This window comes from Wolbachia endosymbiont (group B) of Episyrphus balteatus, from assembly GCF_947250575.1.
GTDB lineage: Bacteria > Pseudomonadota > Alphaproteobacteria > Rickettsiales > Anaplasmataceae > Wolbachia.
Window position 1 is genome coordinate 276486 of the sequence record NZ_OX366325.1, and the last position, 20196, is coordinate 296681.

General features: G+C 36.0%; 20 protein-coding genes. 15 read left to right on the top strand and 5 right to left on the bottom strand.

All coding sequences use genetic code 11. The features are described from left to right. The 5 genes from OOL05_RS01390 to OOL05_RS01410 all read right to left on the bottom strand — a co-directional run bounded on the left by OOL05_RS01390 (position 1) and on the right by OOL05_RS01410 (position 5609). Entirely contained in the window at positions 1-1827 is a 1827-nt protein-coding gene (locus tag OOL05_RS01390) for a phage terminase large subunit family protein (RefSeq protein WP_236514946.1), read from the bottom strand. Then, positions 1824-3308, bottom strand: coding sequence for an ankyrin repeat domain-containing protein (locus tag OOL05_RS01395; RefSeq protein ID WP_236514945.1), 1485 nt, complete (start codon positions 3306-3308; stop codon positions 1824-1826). The genes OOL05_RS01390 and OOL05_RS01395 overlap by 4 nt, the downstream gene beginning before the upstream one ends. A gap of 3 nt (positions 3309-3311) precedes the next feature. Further along, positions 3312-3797, bottom strand: coding sequence for a hypothetical protein (locus OOL05_RS01400; RefSeq protein ID WP_236514944.1), 486 nt, complete (start codon positions 3795-3797; stop codon positions 3312-3314). Between the two features lie 35 nt (positions 3798-3832). Further along, positions 3833-5053 (bottom strand): DNA modification methylase, encoded by a 1221-nt coding sequence (locus tag OOL05_RS01405; RefSeq protein ID WP_264730507.1) that lies wholly within the window; start codon positions 5051-5053, stop codon positions 3833-3835. Positions 5054-5156: 103 nt separating this feature from the next. After that, positions 5157-5609 (bottom strand): crossover junction endodeoxyribonuclease RuvC, encoded by a 453-nt coding sequence (locus tag OOL05_RS01410; RefSeq protein ID WP_226079873.1) that lies wholly within the window; start codon positions 5607-5609, stop codon positions 5157-5159. 583 nt (positions 5610-6192) lie between these two features. Here OOL05_RS01410 and OOL05_RS01415 point away from each other — a divergent pair. The 15 genes from OOL05_RS01415 to OOL05_RS01485 all read left to right on the top strand — a co-directional run bounded on the left by OOL05_RS01415 (position 6193) and on the right by OOL05_RS01485 (position 20188). Continuing rightward, positions 6193-6687, top strand: coding sequence for a sigma-70 family RNA polymerase sigma factor (locus tag OOL05_RS01415; protein ID WP_019236463.1), 495 nt, complete (start codon positions 6193-6195; stop codon positions 6685-6687). Between the two features lie 93 nt (positions 6688-6780). After that, complete coding sequence (locus OOL05_RS01420) at positions 6781-7602, top strand: ATP-binding protein (RefSeq protein WP_253303119.1); 822 nt, start codon at positions 6781-6783, stop codon at positions 7600-7602. Positions 7603-7613: 11 nt separating this feature from the next. Beyond that, the gene (locus OOL05_RS01425; RefSeq protein ID WP_226079816.1) at positions 7614-8402 is read left to right on the top strand and encodes an AAA family ATPase; all 789 of its coding nucleotides are present in this window, start codon (positions 7614-7616) and stop codon (positions 8400-8402) included. 37 nt (positions 8403-8439) lie between these two features. Then, entirely contained in the window at positions 8440-8940 is a 501-nt protein-coding gene (locus tag OOL05_RS01430; RefSeq protein WP_264686981.1) for a hypothetical protein, read from the top strand. Further along, positions 8925-10175 (top strand): AAA family ATPase, encoded by a 1251-nt coding sequence (locus OOL05_RS01435; RefSeq protein WP_264730510.1) that lies wholly within the window; start codon positions 8925-8927, stop codon positions 10173-10175. Before OOL05_RS01430 ends, OOL05_RS01435 begins: the two co-directional genes overlap by 16 nt. 24 nt (positions 10176-10199) lie before the next feature. Next, positions 10200-12248, top strand: a complete 2049-nt coding sequence (locus OOL05_RS01440; protein ID WP_264730512.1) for an AAA family ATPase — start codon at positions 10200-10202, stop codon at positions 12246-12248. A 90-nt stretch (positions 12249-12338) separates the two neighbouring features. Next, positions 12339-13022: a hypothetical protein gene (locus OOL05_RS01445; protein WP_143688743.1), complete on the top strand. Its 684-nt coding sequence runs from the start codon at positions 12339-12341 to the stop codon at positions 13020-13022. Between the two features lie 16 nt (positions 13023-13038). Next, on the top strand, positions 13039-14967 hold the full coding sequence (locus OOL05_RS01450; RefSeq protein ID WP_264730514.1) for a DUF4815 domain-containing protein: 1929 nt from the start codon (positions 13039-13041) through the stop codon (positions 14965-14967). Positions 14968-14979: 12 nt separating this feature from the next. Continuing rightward, the gene (locus tag OOL05_RS01455; RefSeq protein WP_264730515.1) at positions 14980-15105 is read left to right on the top strand and encodes a hypothetical protein; all 126 of its coding nucleotides are present in this window, start codon (positions 14980-14982) and stop codon (positions 15103-15105) included. Between the two features lie 12 nt (positions 15106-15117). Next, positions 15118-16302: a hypothetical protein gene (locus OOL05_RS01460; RefSeq protein WP_264730517.1), complete on the top strand. Its 1185-nt coding sequence runs from the start codon at positions 15118-15120 to the stop codon at positions 16300-16302. 4 nt (positions 16303-16306) lie between these two features. After that, positions 16307-16501 carry a hypothetical protein gene (locus OOL05_RS01465; protein WP_096097256.1) on the top strand — a complete coding sequence of 65 codons (195 nt, stop codon included), beginning with the start codon at positions 16307-16309 and terminating at the stop codon, positions 16499-16501. Continuing rightward, positions 16498-17931 (top strand): hypothetical protein, encoded by a 1434-nt coding sequence (locus OOL05_RS01470; protein WP_236514927.1) that lies wholly within the window; start codon positions 16498-16500, stop codon positions 17929-17931. Before OOL05_RS01465 ends, OOL05_RS01470 begins: the two co-directional genes overlap by 4 nt. 10 nt (positions 17932-17941) lie before the next feature. Further along, positions 17942-18502, top strand: coding sequence for a hypothetical protein (locus OOL05_RS01475; protein WP_264337384.1), 561 nt, complete (start codon positions 17942-17944; stop codon positions 18500-18502). Further along, positions 18495-19670 carry a phage tail sheath subtilisin-like domain-containing protein gene (locus tag OOL05_RS01480; protein ID WP_264730520.1) on the top strand — a complete coding sequence of 392 codons (1176 nt, stop codon included), beginning with the start codon at positions 18495-18497 and terminating at the stop codon, positions 19668-19670. The genes OOL05_RS01475 and OOL05_RS01480 overlap by 8 nt, the downstream gene beginning before the upstream one ends. An 11-nt stretch (positions 19671-19681) precedes the next feature. Further along, positions 19682-20188, top strand: coding sequence for a phage major tail tube protein (locus OOL05_RS01485; RefSeq protein WP_236514923.1), 507 nt, complete (start codon positions 19682-19684; stop codon positions 20186-20188). The last annotated feature ends 8 nt before the right edge of the window (positions 20189-20196 follow it).

Genomic DNA, 20196 nt, shown 5'->3' on the forward strand with positions numbered 1-20196 from the left:
TTACTTCTCATTCAACCATTTGCTTTGTCTCACTTTTTTAGGTTTTTTGCTTTCTGGCTTTTCACTTAAACTATTCCATTTACTCTCTGGCCAACGATCGATTCCAAGCGCAATAGATGCTGCTCTTGCGTAAATTCGGCAGTCTAGCACTTCATTTCTTTCTCTTACCTTTTGCCACTCCTGTTTGGTGTATCCTTTTACTACCTTACTGACTAATTGCTCTGCCGTTAACTGCTTAAAATATTCGGGTGCATACTCAGGAAAATGACAATATCCTGCTGGCACTTTCTCTTCTTCTTTTAAAATATTAAGTAGCTGAAAAAGCTCTGACTTTAATATCGATACTCCTACTGGCCAGAGCTTTATTCCTCTTTTTAGCTTTTGACCACCAACTGTTATATCAACTCTACTTGGGCTGCTAAGTGGCACTAGGGCTTTATTTACACCTTTAACTGCCATTACTCTTCCAGATCCTTGATGACCTCTTACCCAGTTGTATACTTCTTGCGTTGCATATCCAGCATCTACTGCCATCATACTTATCATATATTCAAGCCCATTTTCACCGATAAAATGATGATTGAGGAGCTCCGAAAGCTTTCCCCATACTTCTCCACCTCCTGTATCTCCTTCAAATACTCGGTAGTCTATTGACCAACTTTCACGACTTTTTCCCCATGCTACAACTTCCACCTCTAGACGATCTTTTTGGACATCTACTCCTGCAGTAAGTACCACTTCTCTCCTTGGTACTGTGCCAATCTGAAAAAATTCTCTCCTGTTAAATAATTGCTTCCAATCAGGTACTTCTCCTTTATCTACCCAAGTTTCTCCAAGCGTAGTATTTATCCATACTTTTAGTAATTGTTCACTTTCTTTTGCATGAAGAAAATCTTCTACTGCTTGTTGCCAACTATACCAACCAACTGGGCTATAAAGACTTGAAAGATGAAATCCTTTTTTCTCCCCTTCTTTTGCCTCTGTAGCTCTCCATTCTCCACGCTCAAGCATCTCTGTCTTTTGATGATTTTCTATTTTGCCGCTACATTCAGTGCAGACATAATGTGCTGTTCTTGAGTCGTTGTTTTCCCATTTTATTTGTGACCATTTTAGAACTTGATAGTAATTACAATGCGGACATGGTACAAAAAAATATCTCTTATCTGTTGCTTCAAATTCCTTCTCAATTCTGCTTATTCCATGAATCGTTGGTGTTGATACTAAAAAAATCTTTCGCCGTGCAAATGTATTGGTACGAGCTATGCTGAGTAAAACTGGATCTCCTTCTCCTCCTGAATCTCCTGGATATGCATCTATCTCATCAAGAAAGAGATATTTTACTGGCATAGAACGAAGTCCTACACTGCTATTTGCTCCGGTTATTACTACTATTCCACCTGGAAACTCCTTACTTTGCACAGTATTTCCTGAGTCTCTTGACCTTGGGTCTTTTACTTTACTTTTTAAACATGGTGTACTTTCAATCAGTGGCGCAAATCTTCCTTTTGACCAACGCTTTCCCATTTCAACTGTTGGCTGTACTACCAGCATTGGACCTGGTGTCTGATCTATGATGTAGCCAATCCAATTGTTACCAGCTTCTGTTCCCCCAATCTGCGCTCCTTTCATGAATACTACTTTTTCTGCAGGTGAAGATGGTGATAGTGAATCCATTATTTCTTTTAAATAAGGAGTTCTTTCTGTTCTCCATTTACCTGGCTCTGATGCTGCAGTTGATGCTAGAACTCGATACTCATTCGCCCACTCTGATACTTTAAGTAGTGGATCTGGTCTTAAACCTTCAGAAAAAGATGTGGCGTATATCATTGTCTGCATCTACTCATAATTGGTTCTATCTCGATATCATTAACAGTAGAACTACACTCCTCCAATTCCATAAACATCTTTTTCTGAAATTCCTTTTCTATATATCTTTTGCTCATCTCACTTATCATTATTGCTATAACAAGCGCAAATACTCCTGTTATTGTTGCAAAAATGATTGCACTGCTTATTGTTGTTGCCGTTAAACCTATATATGCCGCTACTGCTATTGCACTAATTGAAACATAGATGCAGACAATATTATTATGTTTTTTCATCCTTTTATCTGCTATTTCTCTCTGTGCTATATATTTATTATGAATGGTTGGAAAATTAACAACGGTATCTCTGCAGAGCAATGCCCCATTTTTTTCAGTAAACAAAACTTTGAGTAACTCTAAATTGTTTGATTTGATTGCTAAGTGCAGAACAGGTGTATAATTTGCTCCTTTTTTCAGCAATAACTTTACTACATGTAAATGCCCTTTTTCCGCAGCAAGGTAAATCGGTGATAGACCTTTATTATTTACAATATCAATATCGATTTCTTCTTTTAAAATTGCATCTACAATCTCAATTTCTCCCGTTTGTACAGCTAAATGGAGTAGACTATTCTTTTCAGAACCGTACTTATTACTCATCAAAGCCTTCTTTATCTCAGGTTTAGCGTAATCAAATGGTGTCTTGCCGCTATCGTCTTTTACCAGAGGGTCTATATCTTCTCGAGTTAGTAAGACCTCTATTGTTTTAAGTCTTTCAGCGTAATGTAGAGGTGTTTTATTTTCGTAGTCTTGCAAATTTACTTGAGCATTAGGCTCCCTTATTAAGCATTTGAGGATATCAAGACATAAGTCTCTTTCATCATAATTAGTATTACTTACAGCTATATGCACAGGCGACAATTTCATTGAGTTTTGTCCCATGCGCGCGCTATTTACATCTGCTCCTAGCTTTAGCAGTAACTTTACTATCTCCAACTTTTTATTATTAACTGCATAGTGCATTGGTGTCTGATTTCGTGCATCAAAGACATCTATTTCGGCTTTTCCTTCTTCCACTAAAATTTTGACAACATTTTCATGTCCTATGCCTGCTGCTAGATGTAATGGAGTATGATGCAAAGCATTTCGTACATTAACGTCAATACCTTTTCCTATCAAATATCTAACTGCATTCACTTCACCTATCATTGCAGCCAAATGAAGTAAGCTATCTTGTTCTGACCCGTATTTGTTACTAATTAGCGCTTGTAATATCTCTGCTTTTTTCGCTTCTTTGGCGTAATCAAGAGATGTTTTACCTTCATTATCTTCTACAAAAGGATTGATATTCTTTTTTGTGAGTAGCAGATCCACCATACTTAATTCATCAAACTCTATAGCGCAATGTAGTGGGGTTTTTCCATTTAATCCTCTAACATTAACATCTAATCCAGGTTGATTGATGAGGCATTTTATTAATTCTAAACTTAAGTTATCAGCCATTATTTAAAATTTAATATTAGATAACTCTTCAAGTGAGTTTGTAATTTCCTCGGTCAATGTTCCATGAATTTTTTCAGTGTCACTCAGTGATGCAAGCAGCGCTGAAACTCTATTTGGAATATTAAGCAGATTATTACGGACAACTCTTGCTACATTAAATGCATCGCGCTTTACTTCCTCTACTGCTACAAGTTCACCAATCTCAGCCTTAGCTTTCGCCTCAAGCAGTTTACCACGTTCCATCTCATTTTTTATTCGCGTTTTTAGCAACATTGTAGAAAGGTTATTTGTATTTTCGTTTTCTGGATTTTTCCTCCTAAGTGGCTGACTTGGATCTCTTATTGCTGCCACCGCTTCATTTGCTTGTTCTCTATTGATCAAACCATCCTCCAACTCAACTATTCCTTTTTTTACTAAATAACAGACATATTGCTTTGATACTCCTATCTCTCTTGCCCATTCCGTCTGCGTGATTTTCCCTTCTTCCAACTTTCTTTCCCCTCTTTTTTTCCTTATTTCGCCCCTTACTGTCTTGATTCTTGAATTTGTGCAAAAGTCTTTCCAGTATCAGCAAGAATAGCATCTCTCCCCGTATACACCTGCCAACGTTTTATCGTTACATCTACAAACCTGGGATCTAGCTCTATTGTTCTGCAGATTCTTCCTGTCCTCTCACAGGCAATTAGTGTACTTCCAGAGCCGCTAAATGGATCAAGTACTATATCTCCTGGTCTACTGCTGTTTACTATTGCTCTTTCCATTAGCTCTACTGGCTTCATCGTTGGATGTAGTGTATTGTGCGTTGGCTTGTCATAAAACCACAGATCACTTTGATTTCTACCGCCATGCCACTCACGTTTATTGCCGCTTTTCCATCCATAAAGCATTGCTTCGTATTGTCTTTGATAATCTGATCTTCCTAGCGTAAAGTGATTCTTCGCCCAAATGATAAAAGTTGACCATTTTCCTCCCGCTTCCTCAAATGCTTTTTGCAACGTTGAAAACTCTGATGATGATGCACAGATGTAAATTGCACCTTTAGTATATGCTAAAATATGAGTACAAATATCATAGAGAAAAAGCTCATACTTTTCACCTTGATTATCGTTTAGTATCTTTTTATCCTCTCTTTCTTGACTGCTACCATAATCAACGTTATATGGAGGATCACAAACAGTAATGTCTGCCATTTTATCATCTAACAGCGCTTTATATGATTCAACTACAGAGCTATCACCACAATAGATTCGATGATCACCTAAAATCCATAGATCACCTGGTTTTGTTATTTCTACCTTTTTGTCATCACCAACCAAGTCAGAAAAATCTTCTTTTTCACTATCTAAATCATCAAGGAAATGTTGAACTTTTTCTAATTCAAATCCAGTCATTTTAAGATCAAACTGTAAATCTTCTAACTCTTGAATTTCTACTTTCAAAAGCTCATCATCCCACTTTGCCCAATTAGCTGATTGATTTGCCAGTAATCGAAAAGCTTTAGTTTGTGGTTCATTTAAATTATCACTTAAGACCACTGGTATACTTTCCATACCAAGTTTTCTTGCTGCTTTAAGTCTTAAATGACCATCAACCACAGTGCCATCGCTTTTTGCAACTATTGGTATACGAAAGCCAAATTCCCTGATTGAAGCACACATTCTATTTACTACGTCATCATTTTTACGTGGATTACGCTCATATTCGACCAGATTTTGAGTAGGATAATAGTGGATTGCTAAATTCATATCTTAATAATTAAAAAGTTAATATTCAAAATATCTCTGACGCTAAAGAAGGCCTGGGGTCGAACCCACCAAACCCGCCATTATGGCCGAAAGGACCCACTTTTTATGGGTTTTTTGTCTTATTAATATCTTTACTAATATAGAACATTAATGCCAAAGCATCGGCCTCATTATCATCTCTAGGTGAAAAACTTTTTTCACGTATCGCTTCAATAACTTCACTCTTACTTGCATTGCCTTTGCCTGTTATAAAGCGTTTTATAGTTTTAACATTAACACCTTGGTAGGGAATATTGTTCTCTTCACACCAAGCAGACAGAACTGCGAGAAAACCGCCATAGCAATGCGCTGCATCAGTTCCTAGATGTCTTCTTACTTCCTCAAAATACACTGCAGTGAACTCATGTTTCAAAGAATTAAGCCAATTGTGAAAACTTAAAAAACACATTCCACCTCCACTGAAACGGCTACCATGAAAGCTTTTGCTTCCACTTTCAATTACTCCATCTGTTAGAATTGCCCAGCCGGTTTGCTTGCCGAGATCTAGCGTTAAGATTGACGTACAAAAACTCCTTTGTGTAATTAAAGTTCAATGCCCTGTATAATATATATGTACGATGACTCGCAAATTCGTCCGCAATTTTGAAAAAAAATTAAAAAAAATTTCATATCCTGCCATTTGAGTTTTTTTCATCTTTACTTATCTTAATAACTATTTTACATAACTTATATTACGCCAATATTTATATTATTATATATTATATTTTACCTGTATTTAAATATATATATAATATATATAAGACTTCAGTAATCCGTAAACCCTCTTTACTGGCCGATTTTAGCCACTTAACTTTAGAAACGGCTTTTAGGAATAGAACATAAAAAAGACAATATTATCAATAACTTAACGATTACTGCTTTCTGAAATACTAATTAGTAACTCAGAAATTAGGTACGAAATTGGTAGTTTTTTACCTATGAAAAAGTAGCTTCAGTAGTGTATCAAAACGTTTAAATCTTATTTTAATTTTTAAAGATTTTATTCTTTTAGATAAAAAAATTATTACTACTTTTTTATAATAAATTAGTCATACAAAGTCTTGGTAAAAATCTCTATTCATGAAACTTTTGGAGTTTTTATGAAGAATTCTTATCAAGGAATCGATTCTACAATTGTTAAACATGTGAGATTTCAAGCTTCGCGCCTTAAATCCAAAAGCTGTTTTATTAACGAAAGTCTCGAAGATATAGAACAAGAGCTTTTTTGTCAGGTTTGGCAATATCTTAACCAGCACGATGAGAAAAGAAGTAGTTTTAGTACTTTCGTTGCTAGATTAGCTAATTATTGTGCTCGCAATATGTTACGCAATCAGTTATGTCTAAAACGTAATATAACTTTTGATGATATAAACGACGATATTCCAGATCATAGGAACTCGGAAATCGAAGCGATAATTCGCACTGACATAAATAATATAATTTCAACTTTGTCTGAAAAAGATAGTAATTTATGTCAATTACTTAAGGTATTTACTATTACTGAAGTTTCTGTAATAACCAAAATACCAAAGACAACTATCTATCGCACACTAGAACGAATACGCGATAAATTCTCAGTTTTAGAGAAGTTATAAGCTCTCGATTATATTTGCTCAAAATTTTTTTTTGCAAATTGCGGACGAATTGCCTAGGTCATCGTACATATATATTTAGGTACTGGGAGAAAAATGAAAATAATGAACAGCAATGAACGGCTAAAAGTTCAAACAGGTATAAAAATGGTCATCTTTGGTCCTTATGGTATAGGTAAAACTAGTCTCTTAAAGACCATAAATGAACCAACACTTTGTCTTGATTTTGAGGCAGGTTTACTTGCTGTTCAAGATTGGCAAGGGGATTCTGTAAGTATTCGTACTTGGAATGAGGCAAGAGATATTGCATGTCTCATAGGTGGTCCTAATCCTGCGTTAAAATCTGACTCAGCATATAGCCAAAAACACTATGAGCATGTATCCAGTAAATACAAAGAGCTTGCTTCAGAGTTTCTCAAGTATCGATGTATTTTTATCGATAGTATTACAGTAGCCTCGCGTTTATGTCTATTGTGGGCAAAAATGCAACCTGAAGCTTTTTCTGAAAGATCAGGAAAACAAGATATGAGAGCTGCTTACGGGTTACTTGCTCAAGAAATGATGGCTTGGCTCAATCAGTTTCAACATATTCCAAATAAAGACATCATTACAGTTGGAACTCTTGGACAATACCTCGATGATTTCAATCGCTCAACTTGGCTACCTCAATGTGAAGGAGCTAAAACTGCAAGTGAAATTCCAGGTATTGTTGATGAGGTAATCAGTATGGTTGGAATCAAGAAAGATGATGGTACAGAGGTTCGTTCATTTGTCTGTCAGACGATTAATTCTTGGGGATATCCTGCTAAAGATCGAAGTGGTTGCCTTAATATGGTTGAAGAACCGCATCTAGGAAAACTTCTTACAAAAATTAAAACTAAAGCTTTTGCAATTCAACCTGTCACGCCCAACATATAGGAGGTTATTATATGCTACAAAACTTTTTAACTATTGGTCAAAAAATTCCTTTTTTCAGTGTGAAAGAATACTTGGACGATCGATCGCCAATACCAGAGGATATAATCTCACCAAGAATTCTAACTAAAAGAGGTTTGTTAGTATTTGGTGGCCCTCCTAAGATTGGCAAAAGCGACTTTTTGATCTCTTGGCTTGTTTACATGGCTGCTGGTAGATCATTTCTCGGTATGACACCAAATAGACCTTTGAAAATCTTCTACATGCAAACTGAAATTGAATATGAATATATGAAAGAACGTTTGCAACAACTTGATAATGAACTTTTGAATGTAGCTGCTAACAACTTAATCATTACGCCAAAAGTGCACTTATCATTTAATCATGATGAAATAAGTGAAATTAAGGAGATTGTAAATGAACGCTTTAAACCTGATGTTTTGGCCATAGATCCATTACGTAACATCTTTAGCAGTGAATATGGAAATGAAAATGACAATAGTGCTATGCTGTTTTTTCTGCAAAAGACTCTTGAAAAGCTACGCAGTGCTGTCAATCCAGATGCTTGTATTGTACTTACTCATCATACAAAAAAATTATCAAAAAAGATGCTCGAAGAAGATCCATTCCAAGGCCTAAGTGGTGCTGGATCTTTACGTGGATTTTACAGTACTGGTATGGTGATGTTTGCTCATGATGAAGAAAGTAGTGTACGCCAGATAGTATTTGAGCTTCGTAATGGTGAACGCGTGCAAAATAAACTTGTCGATAAGATAAATGGTCATTGGCAGCTAATGGAATAGCTAATTTTCACTTTAAAGTCAACTTATAGGAGAGCGTATGCTACAAGATTTTTTAACTGATTTTAATAACGCGAAACTGCAAAGCAGTTTAATACCAAAAGGTACAATAGTCAAGGTAAAAATGGCAATAAAGCCTGGAGGTTATGAAAATTGGTTCACTAAAAACTACACTACTGGCAGTATCTATTTAAATGTAGAATTTACTGTCACTGAAGGCCCATATGCAAAACGCAAGATTTTTCAGATTATAGGTATCAAAAATGGCAAAGCAGAAGGTGAAGAAGACATCTGGGGAGAATCTGGACGTTCTATGCTGCGTAGTATTTTGGAATCATCCAGAAATATTCATGCAAATGACACTTCAGAGAAAGCAGTTACTGCTAGAAAAATCAACTCTATAGCTGATTTCAACGATTTAGAGTTTACAGCGAAAGTAGGCGTTGAAACTAATAATACATACGGAGATAGAAATAGGATTACTACAGTTATTACTCCAGAATTACAAAAAAGTTTTCAAGATGATTGGTTGCCATTTTGAAGTATGACGAAGGAAAGTTGTGGGCTGCTGTTATTACTAGAGCTATTCAGGATGCAGTAGGAAGAAACCCTAAACTTAAAAAAGAGGCTTGTCAATGGATTCGCTCACGATCTTTTGAAACTGTTTGTGAGCTGGCTAATCTTGACTTTAAACGTCTAAAAAATATGTTGAACAAATTTGGAATAAACAAGGAGAACTTTATGGATTTTTCATCTAAAAATGCTTTGAAAGTAAAATCGTTATTAATTGATAATATCAAAGATTGTTTATCTTATTTGTTGCCTGATGGCAAATCTTACCAAGATAAATTCTATATTGGAAGTAGAAATGGAAATAAGATAATAGTTGAAATGGAAGGAGAAAATGCAGGAAATTGGTACAACCTGATCGAAGAAAAGAAAGGAAATATAATAGATCTTTGGACTTTAGTTAAAGGTAATATAGATTCTGCTGAGACATGGTTGAACGGTAAAGATGAAAGAAGTTCCATACTGCAAGAAAAACAAAACGAAGAAAAAGCATTTTCTATAAACCATTACTTAAACGACAAATCACCAATGCCACAAGATATAATAGGCCCAAGAATTTTGACACCAGGTGGTCTTTTGGTCATAGGTGGTACTCCAAAGATTGGCAAAAGTCATTTTCTTCTTTCTCTATTAGTACATCTGGCCGCAGGAAGATCATTTCTTGGCATGAAACCTACAAGACCGCTAAAAATATTCTATCTACAAAATGAAATGGAATATGACTATATTAGAGAACGTATACAACAACTCAACAAACTTCCTCATTTAGCAAAAGAAAACTTAGTTGTGACGAACAAGATGAACTTAACCTTAAATGAAGAAGGTATAGAAAAAATAAAAGATATGATAGCTGAAAAGTTTGATTTAGTTGTGATTGATTCTCCTTATAATTCCGTTAACAATGGTCTGCAGCATGCAATAGAAAAACTACGTTCCAAGATTAACCCTATGGCTGGAATAATCATTACAAATCACACCAAAAAAGTATCTACCTCTACATTGGAAAAGAATCCATTTCAAGCTCTCGTTGGTGCTAATGCTTTAAGAAGTTTTTATACATCTGGAATAGTAATATTTCAACCCAATAAACGTACAAATATCTTGCAAGTAGTATATGAACTTAGAAACGGTAGATCTATACCAACAAAATTCATCAACAAGATTAATGGATGTTGGAAAACTGCTAATGTTATAGCTAGAACATAAAAAACACAAATTCTTCAGGTAGATATGGATATTTGTTGTTCACAAAGAAATGGACGTTATAAATTATTAGGGGAGAAAGAACAGTTAAAAACTCAACTCCTATCAAATATAAGGTCATGTCTTTCTTATTTACTGCCAAGAGGAACTTTTCGTGGTGATAAGTTCTATGTAGGTAATCTACAAGGCAATAAAGGACAAAGTATGATAGTAGAGTTAACTGGCAATAAAGCAGGATTATGGCACGATTTTTCTACCGAAGAAGGAGGAGATATTTTTGATCTTTGGGCTGCTGTTACTGGAAAAAATCAATTTACTGACACGATAGAAGATATTGCTAAGTGGATTGGTTATTCGGAAAAAAATAACACTCTGGGACAACCAACGGCATCATGGAACTATTACGATGAAAGTGATCAAGTGATTGCTACAGTTTATCGTTATAACACTGATTCAAGAAAAAGATATCTTCCTTTTGATGTAAAAAGGTCTAGTTTTACTCCACCACAAATTAGACCTTTATATAATATTCCAGGTATCATGAAATCTGATAAGGTGATTTTAGTTGAAGGTGAAAAGTGTGCAGATGCTCTGATAGAGCAAGGTATGACTGCCACAACTGCAATGTTAGGAGCAAATGCACCAATAGAAAAAACAGACTGGTCACCACTTAAGGGTAAGCATGTTATTATTTGGCCAGACAATGATGAACCAGGTAAACAATATGCTGAGAAAGTTGTGAAAAAGCTTACTTTTCTTGGTGTTTTATCACTTACTCTTCTTGAAATACCGGAGAATAAACCAAAGGGATGGGATGCAGCAGATAGCGTACAAACAAATATAGATATTTCTGAATTCATTGAAAGTAACTCGAGAAAAGTAATTGTTAAGCAATTGCTTAATATTCAAGAATGGAGCGTAGAACGTTTTATAGGTCCAGTACCAGAGCAAAAGTTTCTTGTTGAAGGGTTATTTCCTTTAGGAGTGACATCTATTCTAGCTGCAATGGGAGATACTGGTAAAGGTATGCTTCTGCTTGATTTAGCACTGAAAGTTGCGAGTAGAAAAGATCAGCCATGTGGTTTTGGTCCTTTAGTTACTGAACATGGATCTGTTGTAATATTCTCTGCAGAAGATGATATGAGTGAAATACATCGTCGTTTAGAACGTCTTGATTCGCAATGCGAGAGATTAAAATATAAGGATAGGCTCTTTATTGTACCATTACCAAATGTTAGTGGATCACTTACAATCATAAAGAGTGTTTCAGGTAAAGTTATAGAGACTTCTCCTGAATTTGAATCTATAACAAAACAACTTAATAAAATAAAAGACTTAAAATTAATCGTATTTGATCCACTTGCATCATTTGTGCATGCTGATTTAAATACTGACCCAGCCGTAGGCGATTATTTGATGTCTTTATTATCTGATTTAGCAGGTAGCACTGGAGCATCAATAATTACTGCCCATCATATGAGAAAGCCAAAAAGTGAAAAACCTATATCGACTGTTGAGCAAGCACGTGATGCCATTAGAGGTACATCTGCTCTTGTTAATGGTGTTAGGTGTTCATACGCTTTTTGGTCTGTGGAAGATGCAGCTAAACCGACAATTTTTAAATCAATAGGAGAATCTGTAAGACAGAACGCATTATTTTATGGAGCAATTGTTAAAGCAAACGGTTTGGCTGATCGCACTTTACGCACCTATTTAAGAAATGAAGAAACAGGATTGTTAGAGGACATAACTGAAAGATTAAGAATAAAAAATATGAACGAAAAAGATTCAAAGCAGCATCTTATAACTGCAATTACACGAGCAGCAATTTCTGGACATCCATTTACCCATACAGGAAGTACAGGAGTGTATAAACAGCGGCATAGACTACCTGAGGAGTTTCACAGTATAGGAAGAGATAGAATGGAGCGTATAGTTCAAGAGCTGTTACAAGCACGGAAGCTGGTTAAGGGAATGGCTACTGGTTCAAAAGAAGATAAATGGCTTGACATTCCTAGCGGACCATTTGCTCGTGGTGTTGGAAAATTTAGCTGTGGAGCTGAGCTATTCTCCTAAAAAATTTTTCTGATATAAAAAAATATTTTGATTTTTGCGGACGAATTTTGAAGTCATCGTACATATATAATATAGGGGTCAAACTTTCAAATGTCAATTCTTACACAATCAGGTAGAGCAGCAATAGCAGCCAGCATAAAAGAGCAATCTCTACATCTTGCTTGGGGAAGTGGTGATTCAAGCTCTGGAAGTAGCCATCAGGTCGAAAAAGTTTTTGTTGAGGGTGAAATAGCTCTAGATCACCACACTATTAAAGATGTAAGGGTTTTTACAGGACAAACAACTTATCAGCCAAGTATAGATTATATAGTTGATAGCAGTACTGGTGTAATAAAACTTACGGAAAATAGCTCTATCACGGCAAATAGTGCAGTTACTGTAGAATATAGTGAAAGCACACCACCAGAGCTGATAACTTCTGAAAAACTGCTCAATGAGCTTGGCAGACGTACTGCAGATGAAGTACTATTCTGCATAGGTGATGAGAATGGAGAGCTTATAACTCCTACAGGTAGGTTTAAACCCTCTAATGTACCAACTAATAATCTCTATCTCAAATTTACTTTCGATTTTAACGACGCTGCAAATCAAGTTATCAGGGAACTTGGGGTTATGGTTGGTACTAAAGTAAAAGAAGGGTTACCTATAGGACAGAGATATTTTGAACCAAAAGACGTGGAAAATCCCGGAATTTTGTTAGTTTTAGAACATACAGTACCACTTATCAGAACTGCAGCAACTCGGGAAACTTTTTCATTTGTTGTAACTTTTTGAATTTTTCTAGCATAAAATGACTTTAAACGCCTATTATAACCGCTTTAATCCTGACAAAGAATATGAGAAAAGCTTGTTTCTAGCAGGAAGAGGTTTGCAATCTGCAGAATTAAACGAAACTCAGGAGTATGCTCTCTCTAAGCTTAAAGGCATAGGCGATGCAATATTTCGTGATGGTGATGTTATAACAGGAAGCAATTGTATTATAGATAGAGAAACTGGTAAAGTTACGCTTGAATCAGGAAAAATCTATCTTCGTGGAGCAGTTAGAAAAGTCGAAAAAGAAGAATTTATTATTCCACTGAGTACTATAGTTCGCATAGGTGTTTATTATCTAGAATCTACGATTACAGAACTTGAGGACGAAAATCTTCGTGATCCTGCTGTTGGTACAAGAAACTATCAGGAAGTAGGAGCTGCAAGGCTTAAAGTTTCCACCATTTGGGGTTATCAAGCAGAAGGTCTTTCTCCACGTTTTTCTGAAGGAGAATTTTATCCAATTTATAACATTGAAAATGGAGTATTAATAGAACATTCACCGCCACCACAAGCAAATATAGTAACTACTGCTCTTGCTCGTTATGACAAAGAAGCCAATGGTTCCTATGTCGTAAATGGTCTTGAAGTAATGTTCCTGCAAAAGGAAGAGGGAGAAGGAGGAAAAAAAATATTTGTGATTAATGAGGGCAAAGCTCATGTTGATGGCTATGAGATTGAACTTCCTCACAGTATTCGAGTTTCTTTTGATCAAGATCCGGACATAAAAGCAGTTGAGTCAGAACCACATACTTTTCAGCCAAATAGCCAAAGGGTAATGGAACTGAAGGTTAATGATTTTCCAATAAGTGAAATTAAAAAAGTAGATATAACTGTTCAGAAAACCATTACTGTTACTCATGGTTCATACTCTGGAGCTATTGATCCGATACCTGACTCTGCAGTACTTGAGATTATTCAAGTTAAACAAGGCAATGTTATTTATGAAAATAGTATAGATTACAAATTAAACGCAGGAAACGTTGATTGGTCATTACCAGGTAAAGAACCAGCTCCTGGAAGTAGTTATCAAATAACTTACCGCTGTCGTACTCATGTAAGCCCTGAAGATATAAGTGAAGAGGGATGCAAAGTAAAAGGAGCAGTTGATAATAGCTTGGTTCTGATTGATTACACCTGGAAGATGCCACGCTTTGATTTAATTACTATCGATAGCAAAGGAGTAGTAAGGAGAATAAAAGGTATAGCTCACCCTTGGCGACCATCAATGCCTAAAGCACCTAGCGGACAACTTTTGCTCTGCTACATTCATCAGACGTGGAAAAAAGGCGAAGGGGTAAAAATAGTGAATAATGCTATTCATGCTGTACCGATGAATGAGCTTGAAGCAATGAAAAAAGGAATAAATGATCTTTATGCACTTGTTGCACAGGAGCGTCTACGTAATGATGCAAATTCAAGAGAACCTACCACCAAAAAAGGAGTATTTGTTGATTCATTCTTTGATGATGATATGCGCGATCAAGGAATTTCGCAGTCTGCAGCAATAGTAAATAGAGAGCTAGTTCTGCCAATAGATGTAGAAGTTGCAGATATTGAAAAAGGTAGAGAAAGATATCTTTTGCCGTATGAACTTGAGCCGGTATTGGAGCAGCTTTTACAGACCAGTGAGGCTAAAATTAATCCGTATCAAGCTTTTGATCCAGTCCCAGCAAAAGTTACCCTAAATAAAAACATCGACCACTGGACGGAGATTACCACTAATTGGAAAAGTCCAGTGACAAGAGGTTTTAATATTATGGAAACCACAGAGCTATTGTCAAGCAGAACACACGAAACTGAATTTATGAGAGAAGCAGTACAGGATTTTGAAATTGAAGGTTTTGAGCCAGGTGAAAAGCTCAAGGAGGTAAAGTTCGATGATATCTTCATTCAGCCCACTGCGTAAGAGGTAAAAAATATGCTCACAGCTAATAAACAGGGAAAATTAAAGGGAAAAATAAAAATCCCAGCAAACATTCCAGCAGGTACTAAATTGGTGCAATTTTATGGGAATAAAGGAAGCTATATTCAGCCCACTGCGTAAGAGGTAAAAAATATGCTCACAGCTAATAAACAGGGAAAATTAAAGGGAAAAATAAAAATCCCAGCAAACATTCCAGCAGGTACTAAATTGGTGCAATTTTATGGGAATAAAGGAAGCTATGGAGAAGCAACGTATACTGGTAAAAAAACAATTACCATAGAAGAAAGAAGAAGAGTGATCGCAGCAAGAAGAGTTGATCCTTTAGCCCAAACATTTACTTTATATGAGAGCAGACACATAGGAGGTGTAGAGCTATGGTTCATAAATAAAGGCAAAAAACCTGTTGTTGTGCAGATTAGAGAAACAGCAGTGGGAATGCCCTCGCAGACTGTCATTGCTGAAAGTTATATTGAGCCGAAAGATATAAAAGTAGATGGCACAGCAACACGTATAGAATGGCCACCAGTGTTTTGCCATGCAGGAGAGGAGTATGCAATAGTACTGCTTACTGATGATCCTGGTACTGCAGTAAAGATAGCAGAACTTGGCAAATATGATGCAGTAAATAGCCGTTGGGTAACAAGTCAACCATATCAAGTAGGAGTATTACTGTCATCTAGCAATGCAAGCACCTGGACTCCACATCAAAATTTAGATTTAACGTTTCGACTACTAGCTGCAAAATTTAGTGAAGTTTCTTATGTTGTTGACCTGGGCAAAGTTACTGTAAATAATGTATCAGATTTAATTGTTTTGACGAACGTCGAAAAAGTAGCATTTGATACCAATGTAGAATTTATTCTGACAGATGAAGAGGGAAGAGAAAACTTTTTGTCTGATAATTTGCCGCTCGCGCTGCGTGAAAGAATAAATGGGGAATTAACGGTAAAAGCAAGCCTAAAAGGAGGGCGAGAAAAAAGTCCTGTTCTCTATCCTGGGTTACAGCTAGTTCTGGGTAATCTTTCAGAGTTCGGAGATTATGTTACAAGAAGCATTACAGCAGGAGCTAACACTAAGATTACCATAACATATGATGCGCTGATACCTGGCACTGCAGATGTTAAAGCATATGTACAAAAAAACGTGGATTGGCAATTAGTAAATTTAACATCAGGAAAACCAATTGGAGAAAATTTGGTAGAGAGAACTCATGTGCTATCAAATTTTAATGGTAATGATACAAGGATAAAATTGGTTTTAAGTGGAACGGTTGTCTATCGTCCAAAAGTCAAAAATCTACGAATCATTATCACTTAGCAGAATGTCAGATGATAAAACAAGTAGAGGATACTCTTTGCCTCATCCAGAAAACATTGCTGTGCAAGATGTTGTTCGTATCCGTACCACAATTAAGAAAATAGATGCAGATATTACCGAAAGAGAAGATGAGCATAATCAACTTAAGAGTAATTTTGAGCGGTTTAATTTTGAGACTTTTTTAGATTTTTGGAAATGAAAGAAGCAATATACCAAAGGATAAAGGATTTAGCAGCAAACAGCACACCTGATCAACTGGCATATCTTGCAAAATCGCTGGAATTGATAGCAGATAAAAAAGCTATTGCTGACATTGTGCAGATGACTGAGATAAAAGAGATAATTGATGCACTACAAAAGAGGCTTAAGGATTTAGCAGCAAACAGTACACCAGATCAATTAGCATATCTTGCTAAAGCATTGGAATCAATAGTCGACAAAAGTGCAGTTTCTGAAATTGTACAGATGACTGATGGTAAGCTAAAAGAACTTCTTGATAGTGCAAAAAAACACTTAACTGATCTGGATAATAAAAAAGCTAGTTCTTTAGCAGTGATCTCTGAATCAGAGAAGCAGTTATTAAAGAGAATTGATGAAAAAGGAACAACAAATTTATCGCTACTTGATACGAGAAAGAATGCCAATATTGAAGCAATAAATAGCATTAGTAATAGTCATAAAGATGGTCTTAAAGGTTTAGTAGAAGATTTTCGTGCTGTTAATAATGTACCATCTGGCTCATCAATTATTGGGGAAATAGAAACTCGTGATAACCAATTAAAAACATCCCTGATAAATGAGGTAAAAACTCGGGATGAACAGTTAAAAGTGTCTCTTATAAATGAAATAAGAAAGCGCAACATGGTTGAACCAGGGTCATTACCTTTCTTATTTGGTGTACTTGGCAGAAAAAATAATTATTTTGGCCACGGAACTTTTACGACAGAGCTTGGAAAGTGGAGTAGTGATATAACAAAAACTGACTATATGTTACAACTACTAGCAGGTAGCCATACGTACAATACAGATTACGTTAGTTTTTATCGGCCAAGACAACTAAGTTTTATAGAGGGAAGTAAAGGAACATTTATTTACGGAGAGTTATGCACAAAAAGTTTTTCTGGTAGTTATGATGAGATATACTATTACCCGTATGCTGCACTTGGAGTAGTATTTGTAAAAAATACAACCAATGTGAACATAAATAAGACAATGGAATTTGTTGGATCATCGTATTCGAGTACGGAGTATGGGGGAGCAGGATTATTTGTGGGAACTCCTGATAACACTAATTCTAATAAATCAAGTATTTCAAAAATAGTATGGAAAAATGTTTACCAATACACGAGTTCTGATAGCAAGTTAGCCGGATCTGGTAATGTGGAGATTCCAGCAGGAAAAACAGTTGCAATATTACTTTACACATCATCTTACCTATGTTCCAGAACACAAGTCAGTCAAGGTATGCTTGCATCAAATTATGTACACAACTATGGTCAATTTATTCAGTGGGGGATTTATAACATACGTAGCAATGTTCTAAATACAGGACTTGAAGTAGATGTGGAGAGAACGCTAAAAGCTTGGCAATGTCCAGGATTAGAACGAACTGATCAAATATGGCGATGAGGAGGAATTTGTGACTATTTATATACGTTTTGAAAACCACAAGCAGATTGAAACAACAATACTTGAAAATAAGCCAACAGGAAATGATTGGTATGAAGCGCCAAAGAATTTTGATTGGCAAAAAAGTTATTGTTTAACAGAAGGAGGAGAAATTGCTCAGCGAAATCAAGAAGATATTGAGTTGGAGTTACTGGATAATGCAAAGCTTTCTGCACTTGATAGTATGCGTTTTTATTATGATAATCATACTCACCAATACGCAGGACATTCTTACCAGAAGTCTAAATCTTATGAGATTCAAGCGAAAGCCGCAGAGAACATCTTAGCAGCACCAGAATCTATGAATGCAAAGGATAAAGAAATTATAGAACCTTTAGCAAAAGTCCGTGGTATTACGGTTATTGAAATGGCAAGAATAATTGAGGAAAAAGTGAAAAAAGCAGTAAAAGCGATAGTGAAATGCGAGGAGTTGGAAGACATGGCGAAGAGGAAAATTGAAGAAGCCAAGAGTGAACGAGAGCTAGAGAACTTACTAAACGATTTTAAACAAAAGATGCAAAGAAATGGCTGAAGAATTTTTGCACGGAGTAAATGTTATTGAGGTAACCTCAGGGGCAAAAACAGTACGTGCAGCTAAATCATCAGTGATAGGTGTAATCGGTACTGCACCTGAAGCTGATGAGCAAAAATTTCCGCTAAATAAACCAGTGTTAGTTGCAGGAAGCTTAAAGGAAGCAGCAAAGCTCGGAAAGAGTGGCAGTTTACCTTCTGCAGTAAATGGAATATTTTCCCAAATCGGTGCAACAGTAGTAGTTATTCGAGTTGAAGAAAGTGAAAACAGCGATCCAAAATTAAAAGAAGAAGAGACGCTGAAGAATATAATTGGAGGAGTTGATAAAGAGACTGGAGAGTATCAAGGGATAGAGGCATTCCTCAGTAGTGAAAGTATAGTTCATGTTGCCCCAAGAATATTAATTGCACCTCAGTTTACTTACCAACTACCAGAAGATGCAGTGGTTGCAGCATTAATTCCTATAGCAGAAAAGCTGAGAAGCATAATAGTAGCAGATGGACCAAATACCAATGATGAAGAAGCAATCAAGTGGAGAAAAAGTGTAGGCAGCTCAAGAGTTTACGTAGTTGATCCATGGATTAAGGTATTTATTGAAGGAAAAGAAGAAATTTTGCCAGCAAGCCCATTTGTAGCTGGTTTAATAGCAAAAGTAGATAGCGAACAAGGATTTTGGCACTCACCTTCAAATAAAGAGATAAATGGTATTGTTGGAACAAGCAGGCCTATTGATTTTACGCTCGGTAATACAAATTGTAGAGCAAACCATTTAAATGAAAATGAAGTAACAACGATAATTCATCAAAATGGCTATAGGCTTTGGGGAAATAGAACATGTTCAAACGATTCGAAATGGGCTTTTCTGTCAGTGAGAAGGACTGCAGATTTAATCAATGATAGTCTACTTCGAGCTCATTTATGGGCAGTTGATCGCAATATTACCAAAACTTATATAGATGATGTGATCGAGGGGGTGAATTCTTATTTGGCCAATTTAAAAGCCCAAGGAGCGATTATCAGTGGAAAATGCTATGCAACTCCCGAACTCAATACACCGGCGAATATTGCAAGCGGAAAAGTATACTTTGACTTTGAGTTTACACCACCATATCCGGCTGAGCAAATAATATTCAGATCCCATCTTGTAAATAATAGTGTAATAAGTTAGGAGAAAGCGAAGTGTTACCCAAAATACTGAGAAATTTTAACGTATTTGTAGATGGTCGTGGTTATGCAGGAAAAATAGATGAAATAACCTTGCCAAAACTTACCATAAAAACAGATGAATATAGAGCTGGTGGTATGGATATTCCAATAAATATTGACATGGGCATGGAAAAGCTTGAAGCAGATTTCACTTTTTCTGAATACGATACAGAACTCTTTCGGCTATTTGGGTTGATAAATGGAAATTCAGTATCTTTGACGCTCAGAGGTGGAATGCAAGGGAGTGGTAGTAACGATATTGAAGCTGTAGTAATCAATCTAAGAGGCATATTCAAAGAATTTGATTTTGGTAGCTGGAAACCTGCTGAAAAAGCAACGCTGAAGTGTACTATAGCTGCTCATTACTATAAACTTACTATAGGTGGTAATGAATTAATAGAGATCGATGCTGAAAATATGATTAGAAAGATAAATGGTGTTGATCAAATGGCCTTGCTACAAACGGTTTTAGGAATATGAAAACTTAT

Bases quoted from the DNA above. Each gene is read 5' to 3' on its own strand.
- OOL05_RS01390 (WP_236514946.1), bottom strand. From the start codon at position 1,827: ATGATATACGCCACATCTTTTTCTGAAGGTTTAAGACCAGATCCACTA.
- OOL05_RS01395 (WP_236514945.1), bottom strand. From the start codon at position 3,308: ATGGCTGATAACTTAAGTTTAGAATTAATAAAATGCCTCATCAATCAA.
- OOL05_RS01405 (WP_264730507.1), bottom strand. From the start codon at position 5,053: ATGAATTTAGCAATCCACTATTATCCTACTCAAAATCTGGTCGAATAT.
- OOL05_RS01415 (WP_019236463.1), top strand. From the start codon at position 6,193: ATGAAGAATTCTTATCAAGGAATCGATTCTACAATTGTTAAACATGTG.
- OOL05_RS01420 (WP_253303119.1), top strand. From the start codon at position 6,781: ATGAAAATAATGAACAGCAATGAACGGCTAAAAGTTCAAACAGGTATA.
- OOL05_RS01425 (WP_226079816.1), top strand. From the start codon at position 7,614: ATGCTACAAAACTTTTTAACTATTGGTCAAAAAATTCCTTTTTTCAGT.
- OOL05_RS01430 (WP_264686981.1), top strand. From the start codon at position 8,440: ATGCTACAAGATTTTTTAACTGATTTTAATAACGCGAAACTGCAAAGC.
- OOL05_RS01440 (WP_264730512.1), top strand. From the start codon at position 10,200: ATGGATATTTGTTGTTCACAAAGAAATGGACGTTATAAATTATTAGGG.
- OOL05_RS01445 (WP_143688743.1), top strand. From the start codon at position 12,339: ATGTCAATTCTTACACAATCAGGTAGAGCAGCAATAGCAGCCAGCATA.
- OOL05_RS01450 (WP_264730514.1), top strand. From the start codon at position 13,039: ATGACTTTAAACGCCTATTATAACCGCTTTAATCCTGACAAAGAATAT.
- OOL05_RS01455 (WP_264730515.1), top strand. From the start codon at position 14,980: ATGCTCACAGCTAATAAACAGGGAAAATTAAAGGGAAAAATAAAAATC.
- OOL05_RS01460 (WP_264730517.1), top strand. From the start codon at position 15,118: ATGCTCACAGCTAATAAACAGGGAAAATTAAAGGGAAAAATAAAAATC.
- OOL05_RS01465 (WP_096097256.1), top strand. From the start codon at position 16,307: ATGTCAGATGATAAAACAAGTAGAGGATACTCTTTGCCTCATCCAGAA.
- OOL05_RS01470 (WP_236514927.1), top strand. From the start codon at position 16,498: ATGAAAGAAGCAATATACCAAAGGATAAAGGATTTAGCAGCAAACAGC.
- OOL05_RS01480 (WP_264730520.1), top strand. From the start codon at position 18,495: ATGGCTGAAGAATTTTTGCACGGAGTAAATGTTATTGAGGTAACCTCA.